This is a genomic window from Ignavibacteriales bacterium (assembly GCA_016700155.1).
In the GTDB taxonomy this organism is placed as follows: domain Bacteria; phylum Bacteroidota; class Ignavibacteria; order Ignavibacteriales; family Ignavibacteriaceae.
Genome location: CP065001.1, coordinates 1,510,388 through 1,531,295, shown reverse-complemented (window position 1 = coordinate 1,531,295; position 20,908 = coordinate 1,510,388). Strand labels below are relative to the sequence as shown.

General features: G+C 36.8%; 17 protein-coding genes. 6 read left to right on the top strand and 11 right to left on the bottom strand.

Annotated features, from left to right (window positions below; translation table 11 throughout):
* Position 1 precedes the first annotated feature (1 nt).
* The 5 genes from IPM56_06320 to IPM56_06300 all read right to left on the bottom strand — a co-directional run bounded on the left by IPM56_06320 (position 2) and on the right by IPM56_06300 (position 3,910).
* A complete protein-coding gene (locus IPM56_06320; GenBank protein ID QQS37565.1) occupies positions 2-241 on the bottom strand; it encodes a hypothetical protein in 240 nt (79 codons plus the stop codon).
* A 2-nt stretch (positions 242-243) separates the two neighbouring features.
* Positions 244-957: a hypothetical protein gene (locus IPM56_06315; GenBank protein QQS37564.1), complete on the bottom strand. Its 714-nt coding sequence runs from the start codon at positions 955-957 to the stop codon at positions 244-246.
* Between the two features lie 104 nt (positions 958-1,061).
* Positions 1,062-2,441 (bottom strand): NAD(P)(+) transhydrogenase (Re/Si-specific) subunit beta, encoded by a 1,380-nt coding sequence (locus tag IPM56_06310; GenBank protein ID QQS37563.1) that lies wholly within the window; start codon positions 2,439-2,441, stop codon positions 1,062-1,064.
* 7 nt (positions 2,442-2,448) lie between these two features.
* Entirely contained in the window at positions 2,449-2,730 is a 282-nt protein-coding gene (locus IPM56_06305; GenBank protein ID QQS37562.1) for an NAD(P) transhydrogenase subunit alpha, read from the bottom strand.
* Positions 2,731-2,761: 31 nt separating this feature from the next.
* A complete protein-coding gene (locus IPM56_06300; GenBank protein QQS37561.1) occupies positions 2,762-3,910 on the bottom strand; it encodes a Re/Si-specific NAD(P)(+) transhydrogenase subunit alpha in 1,149 nt (382 codons plus the stop codon).
* 191 nt (positions 3,911-4,101) lie between these two features.
* Between IPM56_06300 and IPM56_06295 the strand changes: the two genes are divergently transcribed.
* Together IPM56_06295 and gltA are read left to right on the top strand one after the other, a co-directional pair.
* On the top strand, positions 4,102-4,956 hold the full coding sequence (locus tag IPM56_06295; protein QQS37560.1) for a sulfide/dihydroorotate dehydrogenase-like FAD/NAD-binding protein: 855 nt from the start codon (positions 4,102-4,104) through the stop codon (positions 4,954-4,956).
* Positions 4,953-6,467, top strand: a complete 1,515-nt coding sequence (gene gltA / locus IPM56_06290) for an NADPH-dependent glutamate synthase (GenBank protein QQS37559.1) — start codon at positions 4,953-4,955, stop codon at positions 6,465-6,467. Before IPM56_06295 ends, gltA begins: the two co-directional genes overlap by 4 nt.
* A gap of 70 nt (positions 6,468-6,537) precedes the next feature.
* On the opposite strand, the gene IPM56_06285 is transcribed toward gltA, so the two are convergent.
* The 4 genes from IPM56_06285 to IPM56_06270 all read right to left on the bottom strand — a co-directional run bounded on the left by IPM56_06285 (position 6,538) and on the right by IPM56_06270 (position 12,319).
* A complete protein-coding gene (locus tag IPM56_06285; GenBank protein QQS38238.1) occupies positions 6,538-7,248 on the bottom strand; it encodes a T9SS type A sorting domain-containing protein in 711 nt (236 codons plus the stop codon).
* A gap of 1,247 nt (positions 7,249-8,495) precedes the next feature.
* Positions 8,496-9,590 (bottom strand): hypothetical protein, encoded by a 1,095-nt coding sequence (locus tag IPM56_06280; GenBank protein QQS37558.1) that lies wholly within the window; start codon positions 9,588-9,590, stop codon positions 8,496-8,498.
* A 9-nt stretch (positions 9,591-9,599) separates the two neighbouring features.
* Positions 9,600-10,952, bottom strand: coding sequence for a hypothetical protein (locus IPM56_06275; protein QQS37557.1), 1,353 nt, complete (start codon positions 10,950-10,952; stop codon positions 9,600-9,602).
* 305 nt (positions 10,953-11,257) lie between these two features.
* Complete coding sequence (locus tag IPM56_06270; protein ID QQS37556.1) at positions 11,258-12,319, bottom strand: agmatine deiminase family protein; 1,062 nt, start codon at positions 12,317-12,319, stop codon at positions 11,258-11,260.
* 105 nt (positions 12,320-12,424) lie between these two features.
* Here IPM56_06270 and IPM56_06265 point away from each other — a divergent pair, with 105 nt between their 5' ends.
* The 4 genes from IPM56_06265 to ppk1 all read left to right on the top strand — a co-directional run bounded on the left by IPM56_06265 (position 12,425) and on the right by ppk1 (position 17,193).
* Positions 12,425-13,273, top strand: coding sequence for a phosphatase PAP2 family protein (locus IPM56_06265; GenBank protein QQS37555.1), 849 nt, complete (start codon positions 12,425-12,427; stop codon positions 13,271-13,273).
* A 79-nt stretch (positions 13,274-13,352) separates the two neighbouring features.
* Positions 13,353-14,579, top strand: coding sequence for an HD domain-containing protein (locus IPM56_06260; GenBank protein ID QQS37554.1), 1,227 nt, complete (start codon positions 13,353-13,355; stop codon positions 14,577-14,579).
* A 7-nt stretch (positions 14,580-14,586) separates the two neighbouring features.
* Positions 14,587-15,084 (top strand): histidine phosphatase family protein, encoded by a 498-nt coding sequence (locus tag IPM56_06255; protein ID QQS37553.1) that lies wholly within the window; start codon positions 14,587-14,589, stop codon positions 15,082-15,084.
* Positions 15,085-15,108: 24 nt separating this feature from the next.
* On the top strand, positions 15,109-17,193 hold the full coding sequence (gene ppk1, locus IPM56_06250) for a polyphosphate kinase 1 (protein QQS37552.1): 2,085 nt from the start codon (positions 15,109-15,111) through the stop codon (positions 17,191-17,193).
* On the opposite strand, the gene IPM56_06245 is transcribed toward ppk1, so the two are convergent.
* Together IPM56_06245 and IPM56_06240 are read right to left on the bottom strand one after the other, a co-directional pair.
* A complete protein-coding gene (locus IPM56_06245; protein QQS37551.1) occupies positions 17,158-18,225 on the bottom strand; it encodes an adenylate/guanylate cyclase domain-containing protein in 1,068 nt (355 codons plus the stop codon). The genes ppk1 and IPM56_06245 overlap by 36 nt on opposite strands.
* A gap of 31 nt (positions 18,226-18,256) precedes the next feature.
* A complete protein-coding gene (locus tag IPM56_06240; protein ID QQS37550.1) occupies positions 18,257-20,905 on the bottom strand; it encodes a BamA/TamA family outer membrane protein in 2,649 nt (882 codons plus the stop codon).
* Between the last annotated feature and the right edge of the window lie 3 nt (positions 20,906-20,908).

Here is a 20,908-nt window from a genome sequence, read left to right as displayed (position 1 = left end):
TTCAGATATTAAATATTTCCACGCATTTGATTGAACCATGAGGAATAAAAATCCTTATCTGCTCACCCTCTCTTTGTGTTTCAAGAAGCAGACCTTCATCATAAGCAGAACTCAAAACCCCGCTCTTGAATACAATCTCATAAACAGGCGCATCTGACTTTGCGTCAAAGCTGTAGCCATAATTTTCGTGCATAGTTACGTTTATGGTTTTACCAAGAAATTCATTCCAGTCAATTTTCATTTTTATTCCTTTATAAATAAAAGTTCGTCAAGAGTTTGTTTAAAATTTTCATAATCATCACAGGGGTAGTATTTTTTCAGAGTCTGAACAGCGACAGAATTTTCACCTGCGTTAAGATAATTTGCATATAAAGAAGCTATCACCGACAGAAACGGTTTTACTGATGAGCAATTAATCATTGATGGTGAAAGTTCAGTTGTAAGAAGGTCAGTCAGATTCTCATTTTCAGATATGAACAGGTCATAGATTTCTTCGTTAGCAAGGAAAAGCTCGCCTTGTTCATACTTCCATATATTTATCGGCTCGTAGTTATCGTACAGATCAGAGAAAAAAATATCAAAATCAGGATTGCCGCTAACTAATACCGGGTATTGTATTTCATCTGAATCTATAATTGTCGGCTCTGTTTTTCCCGCAACAATTGAATCGACCAGAAAAAAATCGTCCAGTGTGTTGTAAAGATAAATTATGTGACCTGAGTGAGTAAGTGAATCATTCTCAATTATTATAAACTCATCATTTAAATCCAGGTCAAGATCCTTGGCAAGCCACGAAAAACTTTTGAAACTTTGTTGAAATATGATTGAATCATTTTCAGTAAGAACTATAAAACCGCTATCTGTGATGTCGACTCTGAATAGTTCAAACCGGAATGATTTTTCCTGCCCAAAGATTAAGCCTTGTAATAAAATGAAAAGGATAAAAATTGATTTCATTATTGTCAGTTTAATAAACCGGAAAAATTATCTTGTTAACAATAATAAAAAATCCTGCCCTAAACCAGAGCAGGATTCTGAATAAATGAATGACCTAAAATCTTTTAAAGATTTTTTATTTCGTTTGTCAACTTAGTTATAGCGTCTTTCGCATCGCCAAAATACATCAAAGTGTTCGGATAGAAGAATAATTCATTATCAATTCCTGCATAACCAGCGCTCATAGATCGTTTATTTATAACGACTGTTTTGGAATAATCAGCATTAAGTATGGGCATTCCAAAAATCGGGCTGTTCTGATCATGCCGCGCAGCGGGATTTACAACGTCATTCGCTCCGATTATCAACGCGACATCGTTATTTGAGAAGTCATCATTAATATCTTCAAGCGCATATAATTTATCATAAGGAACGTTTGCTTCAGCTAAAAGAACATTCATATGTCCGGGCATTCTTCCGGCAACAGGATGAATAGCGAAACGAACTTTTATTCCCTTTGCTTCAAGAACATTAGTCAGATCACGAATCGCATGCTGTGCCTGAGCTACAGCCATTCCATAACCTGGAATAATTATAACGTTGCTTGCTGAATCAAAAATCATTGCGAGCTCTTCACTGTCAACTGACTTAACATCACCTTTAGGTGAAGCTGTTGTTGAAGTTCCGCTTCCTCCGGCACTTGCCCAGCCGCCAAGAAGCACATTCATCAATGAACGGTTCATACCGCGGCACATAATAAGTGTAAGAATTATTCCGGACGCACCTACCAAAGCACCTGCAATAATTAATTCATTGTTGCGTAGTACAAATCCCGTTGTTGAAGCAGCAATACCTGAATATGAATTGAGTAAAGAAATTGCGACAGGCATATCAGCACCGCCGATAGGAAGCACTAACAACACACCTAAAATTAATGACACTCCGGTTATTGCAAGTAAAAAGTCTGGCATATCAGGGTTCATCACTATGTAAACACCGGAACCAACAACAAAAAGCAGCAGCAGCAGATTTAAAGGATGCTGCATCGGGTACTTAACAACTTTACCGGTTACAATTCCCTGTAATTTTCCGAATGCAATTAAAGATCCCGTAAAAGTTATTCCGCCGATAAGTAAACTTAGAACAATTGCTATTCCTGTATCAACTGCTATGTAAGGTGCAATCTTATAATACTCAGATAATGCTACAAGCGTTGAAGCCGCACCTCCAAAACCGTTAAGCAGTCCTACCATTTGCGGCATACCTGTCATCTGAACTTTAATTGCCAGTACCGCACCGATCAATGAACCTATCGCTAATCCGATCAGTATCCATTCATAAGTAACAATATGTTTATCGACTAAAGTTGCTACAATAGCCAGAAGCATTCCCAATGCTGCTAATTGATTTCCGCGAACTGCAGTTTTGGGGGAACCTAATTTTTTTATCCCGAAGATGAATAATATTGAGGAAAGCAGGTATGTAATTTCTATTAATATTGTCATGTTTATCTCACTTCTTCTTAAACATTTTTAACATGCGGTCAGTAACCATAAAACCGCCGACAACATTAATCATTGCAAAAATAACTGCAATCATTCCGAGTATTGTGCTTATAGTAAACTCTTCCATACCGGCACTTAGCAGCGCACCGACAATCGTTATACCCGATATCGCATTTGAACCCGACATTAACGGTGTGTGAAGAGTTGGAGGAACTTTAGTTATCAATTCGAAGCCGACAAATATTGCCAGTACGAATACGTAAATAAGCATAAGGATACTTCCATCCATAATTGATTTCCCTTTTCTTAATTAATTAAAATCATTTGTTTAGTAATTCTTTAATACGGGGATTAACAACTTCACCATTGTAAGTTATCAGTGACCCTTTTACAATTTCATCATCAAGTTTTAACTCTATCTTTCCTTCTTTACCAATATGGTTTATAAGGTTAAGAAGATTTTTTGAATAAACTTCGCTTGAGTGGGTTGGAACGAGGCTTGGAAGATTTGGCTCACCGATTATTGTCACTCCATGTTTAACAACTGTTTTTCCTTTTTCGCTTACTTCACAGTTGCCGCCAAACTCAACAGCCATGTCAAGCACAACACTTCCCGGTCGCATATCCTTTACCATCTCTTCAGTAACAAGCACCGGAGCTTTTTTACCGGGAACTAATGCTGTTGTAATTACTATGTCTGCTTCAGTTATATGTTTAAAAAGTAGTTCTTTTTGTTTCTTTAAAAATTCTTCAGAAGCTTCCTTCGCATAACCGCCGGCATCCTGCATTGACTCATCTGTTTTTACTTCAATAAATTTTCCACCAAGACTCTGAACCTCTTCTTTAACTGCGGGGCGAACATCTGACACTTCAACTACAGCACCAAGTCTTTTCGCGGTTCCCAATGCCTGTAAACCTGCAACACCAGCACCCATAATAACTACCTTTGCAGGAGAGATTGTTCCTGCGGCTGTCATTAGCAACGGGAATATTTTTCCAAGATGATTAGCGGCAAGTATAACACTCTTATAACCAGCTATATTAGCCTGTGAGCTTAGTGCATCCATTTTTTGCGCGAGTGTAGTGCGTGGAATAAAATCCATTGAAATAACATTAACACCTTTTTCTGCACAGGTTTTTGCCAGATCAAAATAGTGTAGAGGATAAAGGAAGGTGATCAGGATTGATCCCTTTTTAATCAGATCAAGTTCGTGTTTGCCTTTTGCAGGATGTTCCATCGGTCTTTGAACTTTTAACACAACATCAGCAGTATTATACAGCTCATTTAAATCTGAAATAACTTTTACTCCTGCTGAAGAATAACTTTCATTTGTAAAACCGGAATTAATTCCGGCATCACTTTCAATATGAATTTCAAAACCAGCTTTAATTAATTTTGAGGCGGTATCAGGAACGAGGGCAACTCTGTTCTCTCCCTCCATAATTTCTTTTGGGACGGCTATTATCAATTTTTTCTCCTTATTATTTTCTGGCTGAATTAATTTAACAATTCAATTCAACTGCGCAAAATCATTTGTTAGATGTAATTCAATCAATTACGATGCTATCTGTTTAACAAAGTAATAAATTTTTTTTATTAGGGACAAAATTCCCATATCTTTGCATTAAGAAATTTTATGAACCCAGGCGGAGACAGGATATGAATAAAATCCTCTATAAAAAACAGCTTTCACAAGATGTTTTTCTGATGAAACTTCACTCACCTCTTATTTCACAGGAAAGATCAGCAGGACAATTTATAATTCTTCAGGTAGATGATGATTATGGTGAACGTATCCCGCTGACTATCGCTGATGCAGATCCTGTTGAAGGAAGTATCACGATCATATTCCAGGTTGTTGGAAAAACTACTCAACAGCTTTCCAAACTTAATGAGGGTGATGAACTTCCTGCTCTTGTTGGTCCACTTGGAAAACCGACTCACATAGAAAAGTTTGGTACTGTTGTATGTGTAGGCGGCGGTATTGGTGTAGCTCCACTTCATCCTATTGCAGAGGCATTAAAAGATGCCGGCAATAAAGTTATAACAATCATAGGTGCAAGAAATAAAGATCTGCTAATTCTTGAAGATGAAATGAAAACAATCGCGGATGAATTTATTGTCTGTACTGATGATGGTTCTTATGGAAGGAAATCACTTGTCACTGAACCTTTAAAAGAAATTTGTGAAAGAAATCCAAAACCGGATATGGTTATCGCTATCGGTCCGCCTGTTATGATGAAATTCTGCGCTGAGACAACAAGACCTTTTAATGTATTTACACAAGTATCTCTAAATACTATTATGGTTGATGGCACAGGTATGTGCGGAGGATGCAGGGTTAACGTTGCTAACGAAGCAAAATTTGTTTGCGTTGATGGTCCTGAGTTCGATGCGCACAAAGTTGATTTTGATAATATGATCTCAAGACTTAATTCATATAAAGAATTTGAGAAGGAAATGCACAACTGCTACCTTGAATCTGAAATTGATAGAAAGGAACGGGGAATATGAATCACAAATCTGCGGAACAGTTGTCAATCGAAGCAAAAGAACTGATCGTCAACTATCTTGACAAATATGATGAATTAAAAAATAAAGAACGTACAGCAATACCTTCGCAGGAAATGCCTTCACAGGAACCGGAAGTTCGAATTAAAAATCTTGATGAAGTTGCACTCGGATATACGATTGAACAGGCACGTATTGAAGCAATGAGATGTCTGCAATGTGTTAAAAAAACCTGCGTTGATGATTGCCCTGTTAGAATAGATATTCCGCGTTTCATTAATCACATAGCACATGCTGAATTTGAAAATGCTGCCGCAGTAATTAAAGAAGCAAGTCTGCTTCCAGCTATATGCGGAAGAGTTTGTCCGCAGGAAGTTCAATGTCAGCAAACCTGTATGGTAGGCAAAGCATTGAAAGATGTAGATAAAGCTGTTGCAATCGGCAGGCTTGAAAGGTTCATCGCTGATTGGGAAAGATCAACCGGAAAAATTTCTATACCTGAAGTAAAACATGAAACCGGGAAAAAAGTTGCGGTTGTGGGAAGCGGTCCTGCAGGACTTGTTGTCGCCGCTGACTGCAGAAGAGAAGGTCATCACGTTACAGTGTTTGAAGCATTCCATAAACTCGGTGGTGTACTTCGTTACGGAATTCCTGAATTTAGATTACCGAATGATATTATCGACAGAGAGATTGATACTCTTACACAAATGGGAGTTGAGTTCCAGACAAATTTTGTTGTCGGCAAAACAAGAAAATTAATGGACCTGATTAACAAAGATGGTTATCACGCTGTGTTCGTTGGTACCGGTGCGGGACTTCCTATGTTTATGAATATTGAAGGTGAAAATTTAGTCGGAGTTTTTTCAGCAAACGAATACCTTACACGTGCAAATCTTATGCGTGCGTTTGAAAAAGGAAAAGCAGACACCCCGATCTATCCTTCAAAAAATGTTGCAGTACTTGGCGGCGGAAATGTTGCTATGGATGCCGCAAGAATGGCAAAACGTCTCGGCGCTGAAAATGTTTATGTTGTTTACCGGCGAACAGAAGTTGAAATGCCCGCGCGTAAAGAAGAAGTCGCGCATGCAAAAGAAGAAGGCATCGAGTTTTATTTCCTTCAAAATGCCAAAAAGATTTTGGGAAATGAAAAAGGTCGTGTTAACGCGATGGAATGTTTGCGCTATGAATTAGGCGAACCTGATTCATCCGGAAGAAGACGCCCTGTTGTTATACCCGGAAGTGAATTCATACTTGATGTTGATACAATTATTGTCGCGATTGGCAACGGAAGTAATCCATTAATAAGCCAGACAACACCTGAAATAAATGTTAATAAATGGGGTAACATTTTAGTTGATGAAACCCAAAAGACAAGTGTTGACAGAATTTTTGCAGGCGGTGATATTGTACTCGGTGCCGCAACGGTTATACTCGCAATGGGAGAAGGCAGAAGAGCCGCAGCATCAATAAATAAAATGCTTGCGGATGAGATTGGGAAGGAAAAAATAGAATAGTATTAACTGATTCCAAGTGGGAATAATAAAGCCCAGCCATTAGCCGGTGTTTTGATGATTCTTACAAAGTTTACTTAATCAGCATCATCTTCTTAGATGAAACAAAATCACCCGATCTTAATTGATAGATATAAACACCACTAGCCAAATTGCTGCCATCAAAATTTATCGAGTATCTTCCAACAGATTTGGTTTCATTCACCAGTGTTGTTACTTCCTTACCTATTATATCATAGACTTTTATTGTTACTAGTCCATCTTTTGGTATTTGGTAATTAATAAGTGTAGTAGGGTTAAACGGATTAGGATAATTTTGTTCAAGAGAATATTCTTCCGGTAATCCTTTTCCATCAAAGAATATAGTTTCGTAATTCTTCTTAGCCAGATTAGATGTGCTTGTTTGAACATTTGCCAGATTATATTCCGTTGAACCCACAGCCGTTGTAACCAATCTAAGATAATATTCTCCAGGTTGAATGTTTGAACAATTTACCTGGTAAGAAATATTTTCATACTTCTCAAGATTGTTTTTATTATAAGTAATATCATCAAATGTACCTACAACAGTTTGAGTAAATTGGTCAACTAGTTCTACCCTGAATGAAACAGCATCGATTTCGGTTAAGGCTGTATCTGCAACTTCGCCGTAAAGAGTGTAATAAAGATTACTAAAATAAAATTCTGAATTCTGATTTAGTTGAAACGGAACTGTTCTTACAACATCATTTAGTTGAGTATAATCAGTATAAGCAATTGTATCAGCTCTTGGGATAAAATTCATCACACTGTCATCTACAACAACATCACCAATATTGAAAATGAACTCTACACCATTTTTCATTACAATACCGCGTCTGCCATACATTGTTCCATCTTCATTTGTAATTTTCCCCTGATCTCCTCCGCCTCCGCCGCCTTCACAGGCAGTACTAAAGTTGGTTGTGCTCTTTTCTATTACGTAAGGTAGAGATGACTGATTGAAGACCAAAGCCTTAGCAGATATGAGATCAGGACTATTACAGATTACCGGCACTGATCCGGAAGGGCTGAGTGAAAACAGGCAGCTATATTCTGTTCCGACTCTTCTTACCCATTTTGCATTTGCACCACTGTTCTCTGACCAGGCAATTACAGATTCGGAAGTAGATGATGAAGTTGAATTGTTTGTTGTGTTGGCTACATTATCCCCGGCTATAAAAAAGTTTCCCCACACGCCGTTCTGCATAACTCTTGCCATTGCTTTGTACACAACTGCATCATTTTCTTTTAAAGTTCTTTTTTCAATACCACTTTGATTATTAACTGTCCATACCGTAATCACTGTGCCATTTCCGGTAATACTAATTGAAGGAGAATAATTATGTGTATAGCCGCTGCCTTTAGAAATTTTTTCATAGAAATAATGACCTCTTACCGGGTAATATTTTGATAGTTGATATCTTATCTGAAGCCCTTCCTGCCAAACGATATGAATGGGGCACTCACTGTTGCCGTGAATAGCAGTAATGGCCGGATTTATACACTCACTATTTGTATTTGGCAAAATTCCGGATTGCCAGTAATAATTAACATCTAAATATCTTCGTTTGTAATAGATGCCTTCGGTGTTATTCTTTTTATACAGAAAAAATATTTCATCAATTCCTGTATTATAAAACCTTGCTATCACTGGTTTTGCCTGTCCAAAGAAAGCAGCCGGGTATGAATCGATTAAAACAAGTCGGTCAAAGTTTGCAGTAGCATAATAAATTTGAGCAGTGGTCGCATTTTCTGATTCAAGATATTCAAATACTATATGTACTGAATCTCCGATTACATCGATAGATGGATTTTTTGCTTTTGCTGTGGAGGGAAAGTCCAAATTCAAAAGTATATCCTGCTCTTCCTGCCATTGACCTAAAAAGTTAGATTCAGAACTTATTGTTGCCCAGAGTTTGTCTATTGATTCATAGATGGTGTGGTAATCTCCGCTGTTTAACCTCCACATTTTGCGTTGAGTTGGGTTGTATGCTGATGATGTGTTGCTTCTTAAATGTCCCTTGTAGTTGGCTGTGAAATACCCAAGGCTGGTATAGAATCGGGTATTATTAAATTGTTTCGGGTACTACTTGTCCAACCATTTTCCCAATGTTTGAAGTGCCAGTTTGTTCCTAATACATTAGTTAAAGCCGGGGCTTCAATATTATATCTATCCTGATTATTTAAATTAAAATCGAATGCATTATAAACCGCACCATATTGCCAGAGTTCGGGAATTAATGATTTGTTAGTCCAGGTTAAATTATAATTTCCACCAGTCCCACCTTCGAGGCTGTTTGTGACAGTGAGAGGTTGGGTGGGATAAAAGTATGCTTCAATATCACTGTTATTTATAATCCTTATGTCATTCGGATTTTCAAATGAGCCTTGAAAGATATTCCAGTTTCTGAACAAAAAATTTTCATTTTCAATCGGGGTTGGATATGTTCTAAAATTGTGAGTGTTCCCCTTTATCGTTTGAAATAAATCAGTGCCAGAATTGTAACTCTCATTGTCAATATATAGAACACCATAATCCTCAAGCCCTGTTAAGCGGGCTAAATAATTGTGTGAATAAAATTCTGCATCAAAACATTCCTGGTTTGAAGAAAAATTAACCATTTCCCAATAGTTTAATGATGAATTATTGTTGATAAAGTTTGGAGGATACGCACTCCAATGCCAGCTGAATGAAATGTTATTATTTTGATCGATATATAGTGAGAGATAAATATCTTGAAAAGTATACAAAGGATCGCAGTATCTGAAATCAATTGTGACACTCCAGATTTCTTCTTCACTATCCTCTGGAAAGAAGGAAATGGTATATGTGCCAAAGGCGATGATTTCCCACGTACCAAAACCAGTATTATCTGTAATGAAATCAAATCCATAACGTGCCAAACCATTTGCAGGAATAAATTCATTTGCGGTTTGATATAATGGCGTGAAATCTCTTTGTCTATTATAAACATTACTAATTGCTGATGCACGGATATCCCAATCTCTAAGAAAGTAATCATAGACGTTAATATAGATTTCAGGTTGATGTTGAGAATAAAGAATTGAATTTACAAATACTAAAATCACGATTATCAGTTTCATTTTTCCCTCCTAATTATTACCAATTAAAATTACTGCGGAAGTCATATTTTGATTTTGTCCTGCAATAAATACTTTACTACCTAAAGTAATCACTCCATTAAACACACCGTGCTGAGCCTTTAGTTCTTCATAAAAGTGCCAGGTGATACCATTGAAGTGATACAATTCTTTGAAAAAACCGACTGTAAATATGTTATTACTTTTTGAACCTGATATTTTTTCTATAGTACCATAGTTTCCAATTGATCTATATGTCCAACTCTGACCTTGTTTTTCAAATAAGTTGTTTCCTCCTATAAACACCATATTCTTATTGAACATTTTGATAGTTCTAGGATATGTATTAAGAACGGATTGATCATTAATGTTCACCCATTGAATACCGTTAAAGAAACTAATAATATTATTACCAGAAGAAGTGTTAGGCTGACCAACTAAATATAATCCTACATTTTCGATACCTGAAATGTCAGTTATATAAGTTCCATCATAAGATTGAATAACTCTCGCCTTACTCCCATCCCAATGAATTATTTTTCCCCATTGGTTTCCAAGATACAGGTTGCTGCTGCTTGTACCCCAGATTGAGGTGTAAGGAATGTTGTTTATAAAAAGAGGATCAACAAATAGCATATCATTCCAGTTCTGACCATCGTAATGAAATATTCCACCACCTGCTACCCAAATATCATTTGCTGAAAATCCAAAAATTGCACTTCCTCCTACTGTGCTATCAGGTGTCCAATCGGTACCATCCCAATGCATTGCACCGTAGAATTTTCCACCTATGGTTAGTCCTCCCACAGCCCAAACATTATTTTCATCTGTACCCCAAACATCATAAAGTGAGCTTTGCCATTCACCTATTACAAACTCCTGCCAGGTGTAGTTGTGACTGGTTGTATCAAGTGTTGCTGCTTCAACAAAGTTGCTGCTGTCTTTTCTTTCGTCAAGCGTGTCTATTCTTACAGCGTAGTAAAAGTAGTTTGTGTTTAGCTGTAAACCGGTTCCGTTGTTGTCATCTATTATGGTTGTGTCTTGTATAGTTATCGGGAATTCAGAGACGAGTGTTTCATTGCTGTTAAATAATCTGTATAACCTCACCAGGGATTGTACATTGTACATTGTACATTGTACATTCACAGAAAGGCTTCGGTGCGTGACATCGGTGATTGCAACTGTAAGCGTGTCTTTGAGAACTGGTGGTGGAGGTGGCGGGATAACAGGAGGGTCTTCTTTGCAAGAGAAGGCATTGGAGAGAAAAAATAAGAGCAAGAGAAAGCTTGCCCGCCGTAACATTTGTGCAGGCGGGACTAATTTTTTATTTGTTTGCCGCTTTGGCTTTGTAAATGTTGAGTTCATTTTATCCTCATTATTAATGAGTTCATTTAAAACTTAAACAATATTTGTTTTAGTTACTGCATAGTTTTTTCTCCTTTGGTTTGTTTGTAAGGTGTGATGAAATTGCTTAAGATTTCTCTCTCGCCTGGTGAAAACACAAGCTCGTTCGAAATGACTGTGGCTGTAAATGCCGGGATTTTTACTGACATACTTTAACCCCCGTTAAATAAATTTTATTTACCTGCTGTAATAAAGAAAAAAAAAAAAAAAAATGACAGATGCAAATTATTTTTTTATCTCACTTATAACTAAGGTATTGAGAGAGGTTAAACAACCTGCTCATGCGTCAGGCAATGTATCGTTCCCAATCCCCAGACAAGATCAACAGCGTGAATGCCGATTACAGGTCTGTCAGTTATTAACTCTGATAAAATACCAAGTGCTTTTCTGTCATTCACATCATTGAATGTAGGCACAAGCACAGCATAATTAGTAAAATAAAAATTTGCATAACTTGCCGGCAGTCTTTCTCCTTTGAACACAACCGGTGAAGGCATAGGTAACTCAACAACATTTAGCGGAGAACCATCTTCGAGTTTCATGTCTTTGCTGTGTTCAAAGTTTTCTTCGAGTGGTTTATAATTTTTATCTGCCTGATTTTTTTCTCTGACTAGAACAACTGTATTTTTATTTACAAACCTGCATAAGTCATCAACGTGTCCGTGCGTATCATCCCCTGCTATTCCCTTTCCTAACCATATAACATTTTTGATTCCGAGGTATTTTCTGAATACTTCTTCATAATCTTTTTTTGCAAATCCGGGATTTCTTACCTGGACTTTTGTATCCATCAGACATTCTTCTGTTGTGATGAGTGTTCCATTTCCATTTATATCAATACTCCCCCCTTCAAGAATTACTTTTTTATTATTGTGCAGTGCTTCAACTAAAGGCAGTTTTAATTTTTTAGAAATGAAGGGTGGAAATTTTTCATCCTTCTTAAAATTATCGTACTTAGCCCAGGCGTTAAATCCAAAATTTATCAGAACAGTTTGATCTCCATCTTTAACAAATGCTGGTCCGGAATCCCGTGTCCATCCCCTGTTAGTTTTTAGTTGATAGAACTCAACATTCTCCATAACAGCATCAACTGACTTTAGAACTTTTTTAGCCTTTGCTTCGTGTTCTTTTGATTCAACAACGATTCGTACTTTTTCACCTCTTGAAATGTAACGAACAATTTCGCCATACACCCAGGGGATTGGTGCAAACTTTCCTGGCCAGTCTTCTTTATTGTGAGGCCAGCCGATCCATGTAGCTTGGTGTTTTTCCCATTCAGCGGGTAATCTTATTAATGATGACAATTCTGGTTTTATATTTTTTTTCATAGTCTGTTTTTGTGTTCAAGTATGTTATTTTGATGACGAATTAATTTTATTTTTAAAGCAATTTATTCATACTTAAAATTATCACAAAATCATTTAAGTACTAACATGTTTTTCCCGAAGTATTGTACATTTAACACAAAAATAATTTCAGCACTTTTGTTTGTGTATGGAATTTCAATTCATTCACAGGATACTTCTAATATTCGTTCTTCAATTGCAGATGATTTATTGTATGACGGAAAAATTTTTCTTGAAGATGCCGGCAGTTACTTCACGCTCCCCTTACGGTTTGATACCAACGATTGGTTATTAACAGCAGGGCTTACCGGTACTACATTATTAATGATTAGTCTTGATGAAGAGATAAAAAATAAAGTTGGAAGAAATACTATCAGTTCATTCAATGATGATTTTTGGGATATAGGTACAAGCTATGGTGTCGTAACCTACGCTAATTTATTCAGTGCCGGGGTATATGTAACCGGATTACTTTCGCGGGAAGATGATGTTCGGGTGACAGGTCGTTTGCTTTTGGAGAGCCTTACTTACTCGGGAATTACAGTTATGATTGCAAGATACATTGCCGGAAGAGTACGTCCGTATTATAATGAAGGTGAATGGGCGTTTAAGGGTTTTAATATCGATAATGAATTTCAATCATTTCCTTCGGGGCATACAGTTGTCGCATTCGCCTTATCCACAGTATTAGCCGAACGGTTTGATAATCTCTGGGCAAGAATTGGATTTTATGGATTAGCTTCTATAACTGCTTTCTCACGAGTTTATAACAACCAGCATTTCTTTTCAGACGTTGTGATAGGCGGATTATTAGGGCTTGGGACAGGACTGTTTGTAGTTAACAGAGAGAATGAGAGACATGTTCCTGAGAATGAGCAAGTAAAAATAAACCTGATGCCTAACCCAAACGGCGTTTCACTTCTAATCAGCTTTTAAAAATTATTCATCAGACTATTCGATTTTCTTTTTGAATAAAAATCTCTAAGTTTACTTCAAATCACTTTTGAGGGTTAACATGACTTCCTTTGTTAACAAAGTTGCCGAGTACGCTACAAAACTTCTTTCAGAAAAACTGCCTGCAGGCTGTGTGTATCACAATCTTGCTCACACTACAGAAGTTGTTGAATCGGTTAAGGAAATAGGAAAGCATTCTAATTTAACAGATGCGGAAATGGAACTGACATTAATTGCCGCCTGGATGCATGATCTTGGTTTGACTGAAAACTATGAAGAGCATGAACAAAAGAGCGTCGAGCTAAGTAAATCTTTCCTGAAACAGATTTCATTTCCTGAAAATAAAATTGAAAAAGTCGGAAAGATGATACTCAGCACACAAATTCCTCAATCACCTTCAGACATTTCAGAGCAGGTACTCTGTGACGCGGACCTTGCACACCTTGGCAGAAAAGGATACAACGCACGCACACAGTTACTTCGTGCGGAATGGGAAACTATGGCAGGGAAAAAATTTTCTGACACGGACTGGTATAAAATTAATATTGAATTTCTTAACAAAACTAAATTCCATACAAAGTGCGCAAAACTTTTATTCGACGAACAAAAAGATGCCAATCTTTCCAAGCTTCAAAAAAAATTAAAGAAAGAAATTATGGATCAGCCGTCAGCCATTTCAAATGATGCAACAAAAATTAATCCTGTTGAGGATAAACCCAAAAAAGAAAAACTGCCTGAACGCGGTATTGAAACAATGTTCAGGAACACAATGCGCACACACGTCGAGTTCAGCGCAATGGCGGACAACAAAGCCAATATTATGATCAGCGTAAATACCCTGCTGCTGACTGCTATAATAGCTGTGCTTGCACGAAAGCTTGATTCAAATCCCCATCTTATTGTTCCGACTGCTGTTATTACAATTGTAAGTTTAACTACATTAATTTTTGCGACAGTTGCTACAAGACCTAAAATAACATCCGGAATATTTACAAAAGAGGATATTGAACAGAAACGTGCAAACCTTTTGTTCTTTGGAAACTTTTTCAAAATGGATCTGAAAAATTTTGAGTGGGGTATGCTGGAGTTGATGAAAGACCAGGACTACCTTTACCGAAGCATGATAAAAGATTTTTATTTTCTCGGACAGGTCGTCGGAAGAAAATATCAGTACCTGAGAATTTGTTATAATATTTTTATGTACGGACTTATCATTTCGGTGCTTGCATTTACCATCGCAATAATGCTTCATCCAGGCGGTACAAACCTCAGTCCCCTTATCGAATAGTTTTAATATGAAAATGCTTTATGTAGTCAGGCATGCAAAATCAAGCTGGTCTAATCCTTCACTTGATGACTTTGACAGACCGTTGAATAGACGCGGGAAAAAGAACGCTCCGTTTATGGCTGAAATTTTATTGAAGAAAAAAATCCTTCCAGAGGTTATTATCGCAAGCCCTGCTAACCGGGCATTTACAACCGCCGAATGTTTTGCTGAAATTTTAGGATATCTAAACTCAAGAATAAAAGCTGATGAAAATTTATATGAAGCTGACTCACTGGATATACTGAATGTAATTTCAGAAGTTGAAGACTATATAAATTCAGTGATGATATTCGGGCATAATCCGGGTCTTACAAATTTTGTTAATTTTATTTCTGACGGAGGCATTGAAAACATTCCAACCACAGGAGTAGTTTGTTTAAAATTGAATGTAAACACCTGGAAAGATGTTGTGAGAGAAAGCTGCGAAATATTGTGGTTCGATTATCCAAAGAAGCACACACCTTGATAATAACCTGAACTTAAAACAAGTATGACAAATAAATCACCAAAAAAAAATTTTGACAGGGAGTTAAGCTGGCTATCATTTAATCACAGGGTTCTGCAGGAATCTGAAGATGAATCGGTTCCGTTGTTCGAGCGGATAAAATTCCTGGCTATTTATTCATCAAACCTCGATGAATTTTTCAGAGTGAGAGTTGCTTCAATAAGAAGTTTACTTGAATTAAAAAAGAACACCCAAAAGAAATTATCTTTTAATCCTGAAAAACTTTTAAAGAAAATCCACAGCACTGTTCATCAACAGCAGGAGAAGTTCGGATTTATTTATAATACAAGGATCATACCTCAGCTTGCCGCAAATGGTATTCACATTGTCGATGATAATTCACTTCCGGAAAAATTTTTTAGTGAAGTAACTGAATATTTTAGAAACCAGGTCTTGCCTGCTATTCAACCGGTAATTCTTGATGGAAATAAAATCACAACATTCCTCCATAACCGTCATATTTATTTTGCAGTTAAACTAAAATTGAAAAAACCGGATGGGACCAATTCGGTAAAAAGTAAGTATGCACTTGTGGAAATTCCTTCAGACAAATTAAAAAGATTTTTATTGCTAGAAGAAAACAGTGAAAACCGTTACGTGATATTCCTTGATGACATCATCCGCATGCACTTAAAAAATATTTTTCCCGGGTATTATGTTGAATCTGCATATTCAATAAAATTAACACGTGATGCCGAGCTTTATATTGACGATGAATTCTCCGGCAACCTTCTTGAAAAAATTCATAAGGGATTGTCGAAAAGAAAGACTGGCCTTCCCTGCCGTTTTTTATATGACAAATCTATGCCGGCAGAGTTTCTAAAATTTCTTAGTGATTCACTCTCTCTCACAATAGATGATTTAATTCCCGGCGGACGTTATCACAACTTCCACGATTTTTTCAGTTTCCCATTTATAAATAAAACTGAATTGTACTACGAACCAATGCCGGCTTTGCAAAGTGTATTGTCTGATAAAAATAAATCAGCTTTCAAATTAATATCCCGAAAGGATTTGCTGCTTCACTTTCCTTACCATTCATACGACCCCGTAATTAAATTTTTGAATGAAGCTGCAGATGATCCCAAGGTTAAATCTATTTCAATCACTCTTTACAGGATTGCATCTTCATCCAAAATAGCGGAAGCACTTATTAAAGCATCGAACAATGGCAAGACTGTGACCGCATTTGTAGAAGTGAAAGCAAGATTTGATGAAGAGGCAAATTTATCATGGGCATTGGCGCTTTCTAAATCAGGTGTTGATGTTCATTACAGTTTTCCGGGTATGAAGGTACATTCAAAAATTTGCCTTGTTGAAAGAGAAGAAAAAAATTCGATAAAAATGTACGCATACCTCTCAACAGGAAATTTTAATGAAAAGACTGCTCTTGTTTATTCCGATTTTGGGCTATTCACAAGTGATGAAAGGATAACCAAAGAATGCAAAAAAGTTTTCAGAATTCTGACAAGAAAAAGTCTTAAAGAAAGTTTCAGCTATTTACTGACGGCACCATTTAATTTAAGGTCAGGCATAGAGGAATTAATTGATAATGAAATTCTGTATGCTCAGCAGAACAAAAAAGCCTCAATAATTTTAAAGCTTAATAGTCTTGAGGATAAAAAGATAATTAAAAAACTTTATGAAGCTTCAAATGCGGGTGTGAAAATTAATATTATTGTCCGAGGAATTTGCTGCCTTGTACCCGGTGTAAAAGGTCATAGTGAAAATATTAAAGTTACAAGCATTGTTGATCGATACCTTGAGCATGCAAGGATTTACATATTTAACAATAATGGAAATACTTTATACTATGTTGCGTCTGCGGATTTGATGGGTCGTAATTTAAACAGGAGAATAGAAATCTGTTTCCCGGTTTATGATACAAGTATAAAAAGGATATTAAAAAATATTATTAACATTCAATTGCGGGATAATGTTAAAGCAAGGTTAATTGATATGAAACAAAAAAACCTGTTCAGAAAGTCAACAGCAGTTAAAAAGGTGCGGGCTCAATACGCTGTTTATGATTATTTAAATCATACCCCCGGTAAACTGAACAGAGAATAATTCAACCTCTTTCTCCTTCCCCTTAAGCAGAATTTTTCCCTCTGATTTAAGTTGAATACTCTCGTCGTTATTAAGAGCTTTCGCCACATCATTTGAAATTAGTAATGAGACTCCAAGTTTGTTGCACTCTGATTGAATACGTGAAGCAGTGTTTAGCACATCACCGTGATAAACTATTTCTTTCTTAAGTTCACCAACCTCAGTAACAACAGCATCGCCGATATGAATCCCGGCTTTAAACTCAGGAACAAATGCGAAGTGGTTAAGATACTGTTCTTGCTTCCGGGAAATATTACTCAAAATTGAGCGGAAGCAGTTAACGCAATTATTATTCTTAATTCCGTCATCCGCGTTCCACATCAGCACAACTTCATCGCCAACATACTGGTAAATCTGCCCGGAATGATTAATCACAGGATCAGTAATGTCATTAAAGAATTCCTGAAGCAGTCTGCTGTAAGAGTAAGGATCCAGTTTTTCTGCAAGCATAGTTGATGATTTAAGATCAAGAAACATAAAGACTTTTTTTTCTATCGCCGGACGTCTATACCTGCCAAGAATAACATTTGTCAGAACACCTTTTCCCAGCATCCTGCTTATTTGCCAGGTAAAATTAATGATAAGACTTCCAGCGATTGCAAAAATAAAAATGTAAGTAAAATCAGTGCTGATAAAATCAGCTACATCGCTGCCCAACAAAGCATCGCTTAAAGTCATTTCATCTTCAAGACTTTCATGAATCACAACAACAGTTAGTGTTGTAAATGTGATAAGGACTATATAAAAAATTGTTCTTAGTAAAAGTTCAGCAGAAAAATTTAACCTTATCAATTTTTTCTGAAAGTAAAACAGTTCAACCCATGAACTGATCGAAGTTATAAGAAAACCTATTAACGCGCCCTTAACAACCCTGTAAAAAGTAAACCCGAATGCGATGTTCGCAAACAGAATGCCTATGATGATTCCTGCAATTGAAACTGTTAAAACTGTCTTTAGTTTATTTAACTCCGAAGCAGAAAATTTTGTATTCATTCATTAGTCATAAATATTAGTCTGGATAGAATCAAAACATAAAAGCAGTTCCAAAGTAGAATTGTAAACTCTCATCAGACTTCGCCAAAGTTAAAGTAATGTTCAGCATTCTGTCTAAATAAGAAACCCATAATCCTCCGCCGAATGAAGGATGCCATTTCTCCGATTTAATATTCTTTGTAAAAACTCTTCCTGCTTCAACAAAAGTACTTAACCCCATTTTACCTTTTAATATTAGCTTAACGTCGGTTAAAAATGATCTTAACTCCAACTGCCCGAGCAGCCCCGCATCACCTGAAAACCTTTCCCTGATGTAACCACGCAGGTTCTCACTTCCACCAAGAAATACAGATTCATAGAACGGGTACTCGCCCCACAATTTTTCACCAATCGTTCTTAATGCCAGGATGTTTTCGGTTATAAAATCTAACAGAAAATATTTTCTTATTTCAAATCCCGCTTTGTAATAATTCTGTTTTACATCCAGGATATCCGGAGTAATACTTGCGGACACATTGATTAAAAATCCCGAATGAGGGTTATCTTCATTGTCCCTGTCATCATACTGAAATTGTGAATGCAGTGTTAGTGATCTGATACTTCCATTTCCATATTCGCCATAAGGGAAGAGATAAATAAGTGTATCGCTCTTTAATTTTGAGTTTGAATATTCGTATGTAAACCCGGCTGAGAATACGGAGTTTGATCCGAGCAGTATTCCGATTGAAGGAGAAAATTGAAATTGTTCACGGTCGAGTTCATAAAATCCCTGTCCCTCTAAATCTTTACTGAAAAAACTTTCATTTCCGTACCCGAAATATTTTGTGAGACTTAATTCACTTTTATATACACGAAGATCTATCCGGGTACCTTTGATCAGGGAATAAAACTTTGAATTAAATTCTACACTATAGCTGTTTGGTATTGAAGTGTATGAACCGAGTAATTTGATCCTGTACTCATAAGGGTCAACACGGAAATTATACTTATAGATCAGCGGACCGGCACCAAGTATAAAACCGTTATCGCTGTCATAATTGATTACGGGAATAATATAAAAATCATGTCCCCTGTCCAATTTTTTTGGTTCATACTTTTCAAAATCATCTACTGGTGATGGTTGTTCATCATCGTTATAATATGTGCCGCTGCCGAAAACGATGTCAGTTTTCTTTCCGCTGTCATAAATTTCAGTTTTATTTTCAGCATCAGGCACAGGGGTGAAAGCGAGAAAATATCCGCTTACATTTGAACTGTCAGCAAAAGTATCTTTTCCTTCATCGCCGATAATTCTTACTAGTGGACTTGTATTTACGTCACCAGTGAGTAGAGCATAATCATCTCCATCAAGCAGATACAGCCTTATTTCACTCGTGAGATCATTATCAAAGATTTTGTGGTAAAGTGCCTGACCTTCTTTTTTGCCTGAAGACTTATCACGTTTGAATATCGCGACTTCAGTTTGTTCATCATCCAGCCTGTTCACCTGAATGTAGTCATCTTTCTCAGTGCAGTAAATTTCAACTATCTCATTAATCCTTTCGAAAAAATCTTCTGATATTTCTGAAAGCCGGCTTCTCCTGTAGATAAGTTTTTCTTTTATTTCCTTTCCGGTAATTTGATGATGTTCGGCTGGAAGCCTGTTCACAGCCTCATCTATAACTTCATCTGTGATGTGTTGGATTACAAAATTTGTAACTGAATCCCATTGAGTCTTAGTAAGTTCGGATAAAAATCTTCTGTCAAGAAATCTTCCGCTCCAGGTGATGAACTTTACCGGCGGAATATCATAATCAAAATGATTTAATTGTGGAACTATTGTGCGTGCAACAAAAGGAAGTACACCATCTAGTTTTGCAAATGCCTGGTCACGGTCACGTGGAATTGGTTTCCAGACTTCACCATCACCAGCTGCGTATTTTGCCCATCTCCATTGATCAGTGTGCCTGTCCCAATCGCCGATAAAAATATCCATCAACCGTGCTTTTAAAAAATCAGTTGAAAGAACTTTCTCATCTCTCTTTTCTGCGAGTCTGTCAAGAAGATTAAATGTCCCGGATATTTTTTCAGCTCCGGCAAAAACCGTATCGAGAAATTCATTCTCATCAGGATGAAGTTCAATCATGCCAAGTACACCGGCAAATTCATTCCTGAACTCACCGAGTTTTTCATCATCGGGAATGACTATGAGCTTTGGTTCTGCCTGAAGCACTCCAACAGCGTTAAGCAATGGAACGACTACTAATGCCGCAAACGGATTTGACGAACTGATCTGATCCTGAATAACATCACCAGCTAGTGAGTTACGCAGATCTTCGGGAAGAACTTTTTTCGGGTCTTTATTGATTGAACGAAACTTCCAGATGAATCCATCTTTAGTTTTGAACTGTAAAGATTTTGTTTGAAATCCGCCTCCCTTTTTGATTGGTACAATTCCGCCTTCAAATTTATCTAAATCAAGAACCTCAACTTCTAGTGGAGTCGTCCATACATCTCTCCAATGACTTCCGAAAAAAAACTCATGCAAAAAACCGGCTTCATATTCAGCGCCCGGAGTTACTACAATTTTCTGGACAGAATTATTTTGCTGCGGAAATATAAAACTGAAATTAAGAAGGATGATTAAAACACATTTATATACACATGATTTTATTTGAGAGATGTGTTCCGCTTTCTTCATTTT

Excerpts from the sequence above, each read along its gene's own strand:
- IPM56_06320 (QQS37565.1), bottom strand. The coding sequence starts at position 241 with ATGAAAATTGACTGGAATGAATTTCTTGGTAAAACCATAAACGTAACT.
- IPM56_06315 (QQS37564.1), bottom strand. The coding sequence starts at position 957 with ATGAAATCAATTTTTATCCTTTTCATTTTATTACAAGGCTTAATCTTT.
- IPM56_06310 (QQS37563.1), bottom strand. The coding sequence starts at position 2,441 with ATGACAATATTAATAGAAATTACATACCTGCTTTCCTCAATATTATTC.
- IPM56_06305 (QQS37562.1), bottom strand. The coding sequence starts at position 2,730 with ATGGATGGAAGTATCCTTATGCTTATTTACGTATTCGTACTGGCAATA.
- IPM56_06295 (QQS37560.1), top strand. The coding sequence starts at position 4,102 with ATGAATAAAATCCTCTATAAAAAACAGCTTTCACAAGATGTTTTTCTG.
- gltA (QQS37559.1), top strand. The coding sequence starts at position 4,953 with ATGAATCACAAATCTGCGGAACAGTTGTCAATCGAAGCAAAAGAACTG.
- IPM56_06285 (QQS38238.1), bottom strand. The coding sequence starts at position 7,248 with ATGAATTTTATCCCAAGAGCTGATACAATTGCTTATACTGATTATACT.
- IPM56_06280 (QQS37558.1), bottom strand. The coding sequence starts at position 9,590 with ATGAAACTGATAATCGTGATTTTAGTATTTGTAAATTCAATTCTTTAT.
- IPM56_06275 (QQS37557.1), bottom strand. The coding sequence starts at position 10,952 with ATGAACTCAACATTTACAAAGCCAAAGCGGCAAACAAATAAAAAATTA.
- IPM56_06270 (QQS37556.1), bottom strand. The coding sequence starts at position 12,319 with ATGAAAAAAAATATAAAACCAGAATTGTCATCATTAATAAGATTACCC.
- IPM56_06265 (QQS37555.1), top strand. The coding sequence starts at position 12,425 with ATGTTTTTCCCGAAGTATTGTACATTTAACACAAAAATAATTTCAGCA.
- IPM56_06260 (QQS37554.1), top strand. The coding sequence starts at position 13,353 with ATGACTTCCTTTGTTAACAAAGTTGCCGAGTACGCTACAAAACTTCTT.
- IPM56_06255 (QQS37553.1), top strand. The coding sequence starts at position 14,587 with ATGAAAATGCTTTATGTAGTCAGGCATGCAAAATCAAGCTGGTCTAAT.
- ppk1 (QQS37552.1), top strand. The coding sequence starts at position 15,109 with ATGACAAATAAATCACCAAAAAAAAATTTTGACAGGGAGTTAAGCTGG.
- IPM56_06245 (QQS37551.1), bottom strand. The coding sequence starts at position 18,225 with ATGAATACAAAATTTTCTGCTTCGGAGTTAAATAAACTAAAGACAGTT.
- IPM56_06240 (QQS37550.1), bottom strand. The coding sequence starts at position 20,905 with ATGAAGAAAGCGGAACACATCTCTCAAATAAAATCATGTGTATATAAA.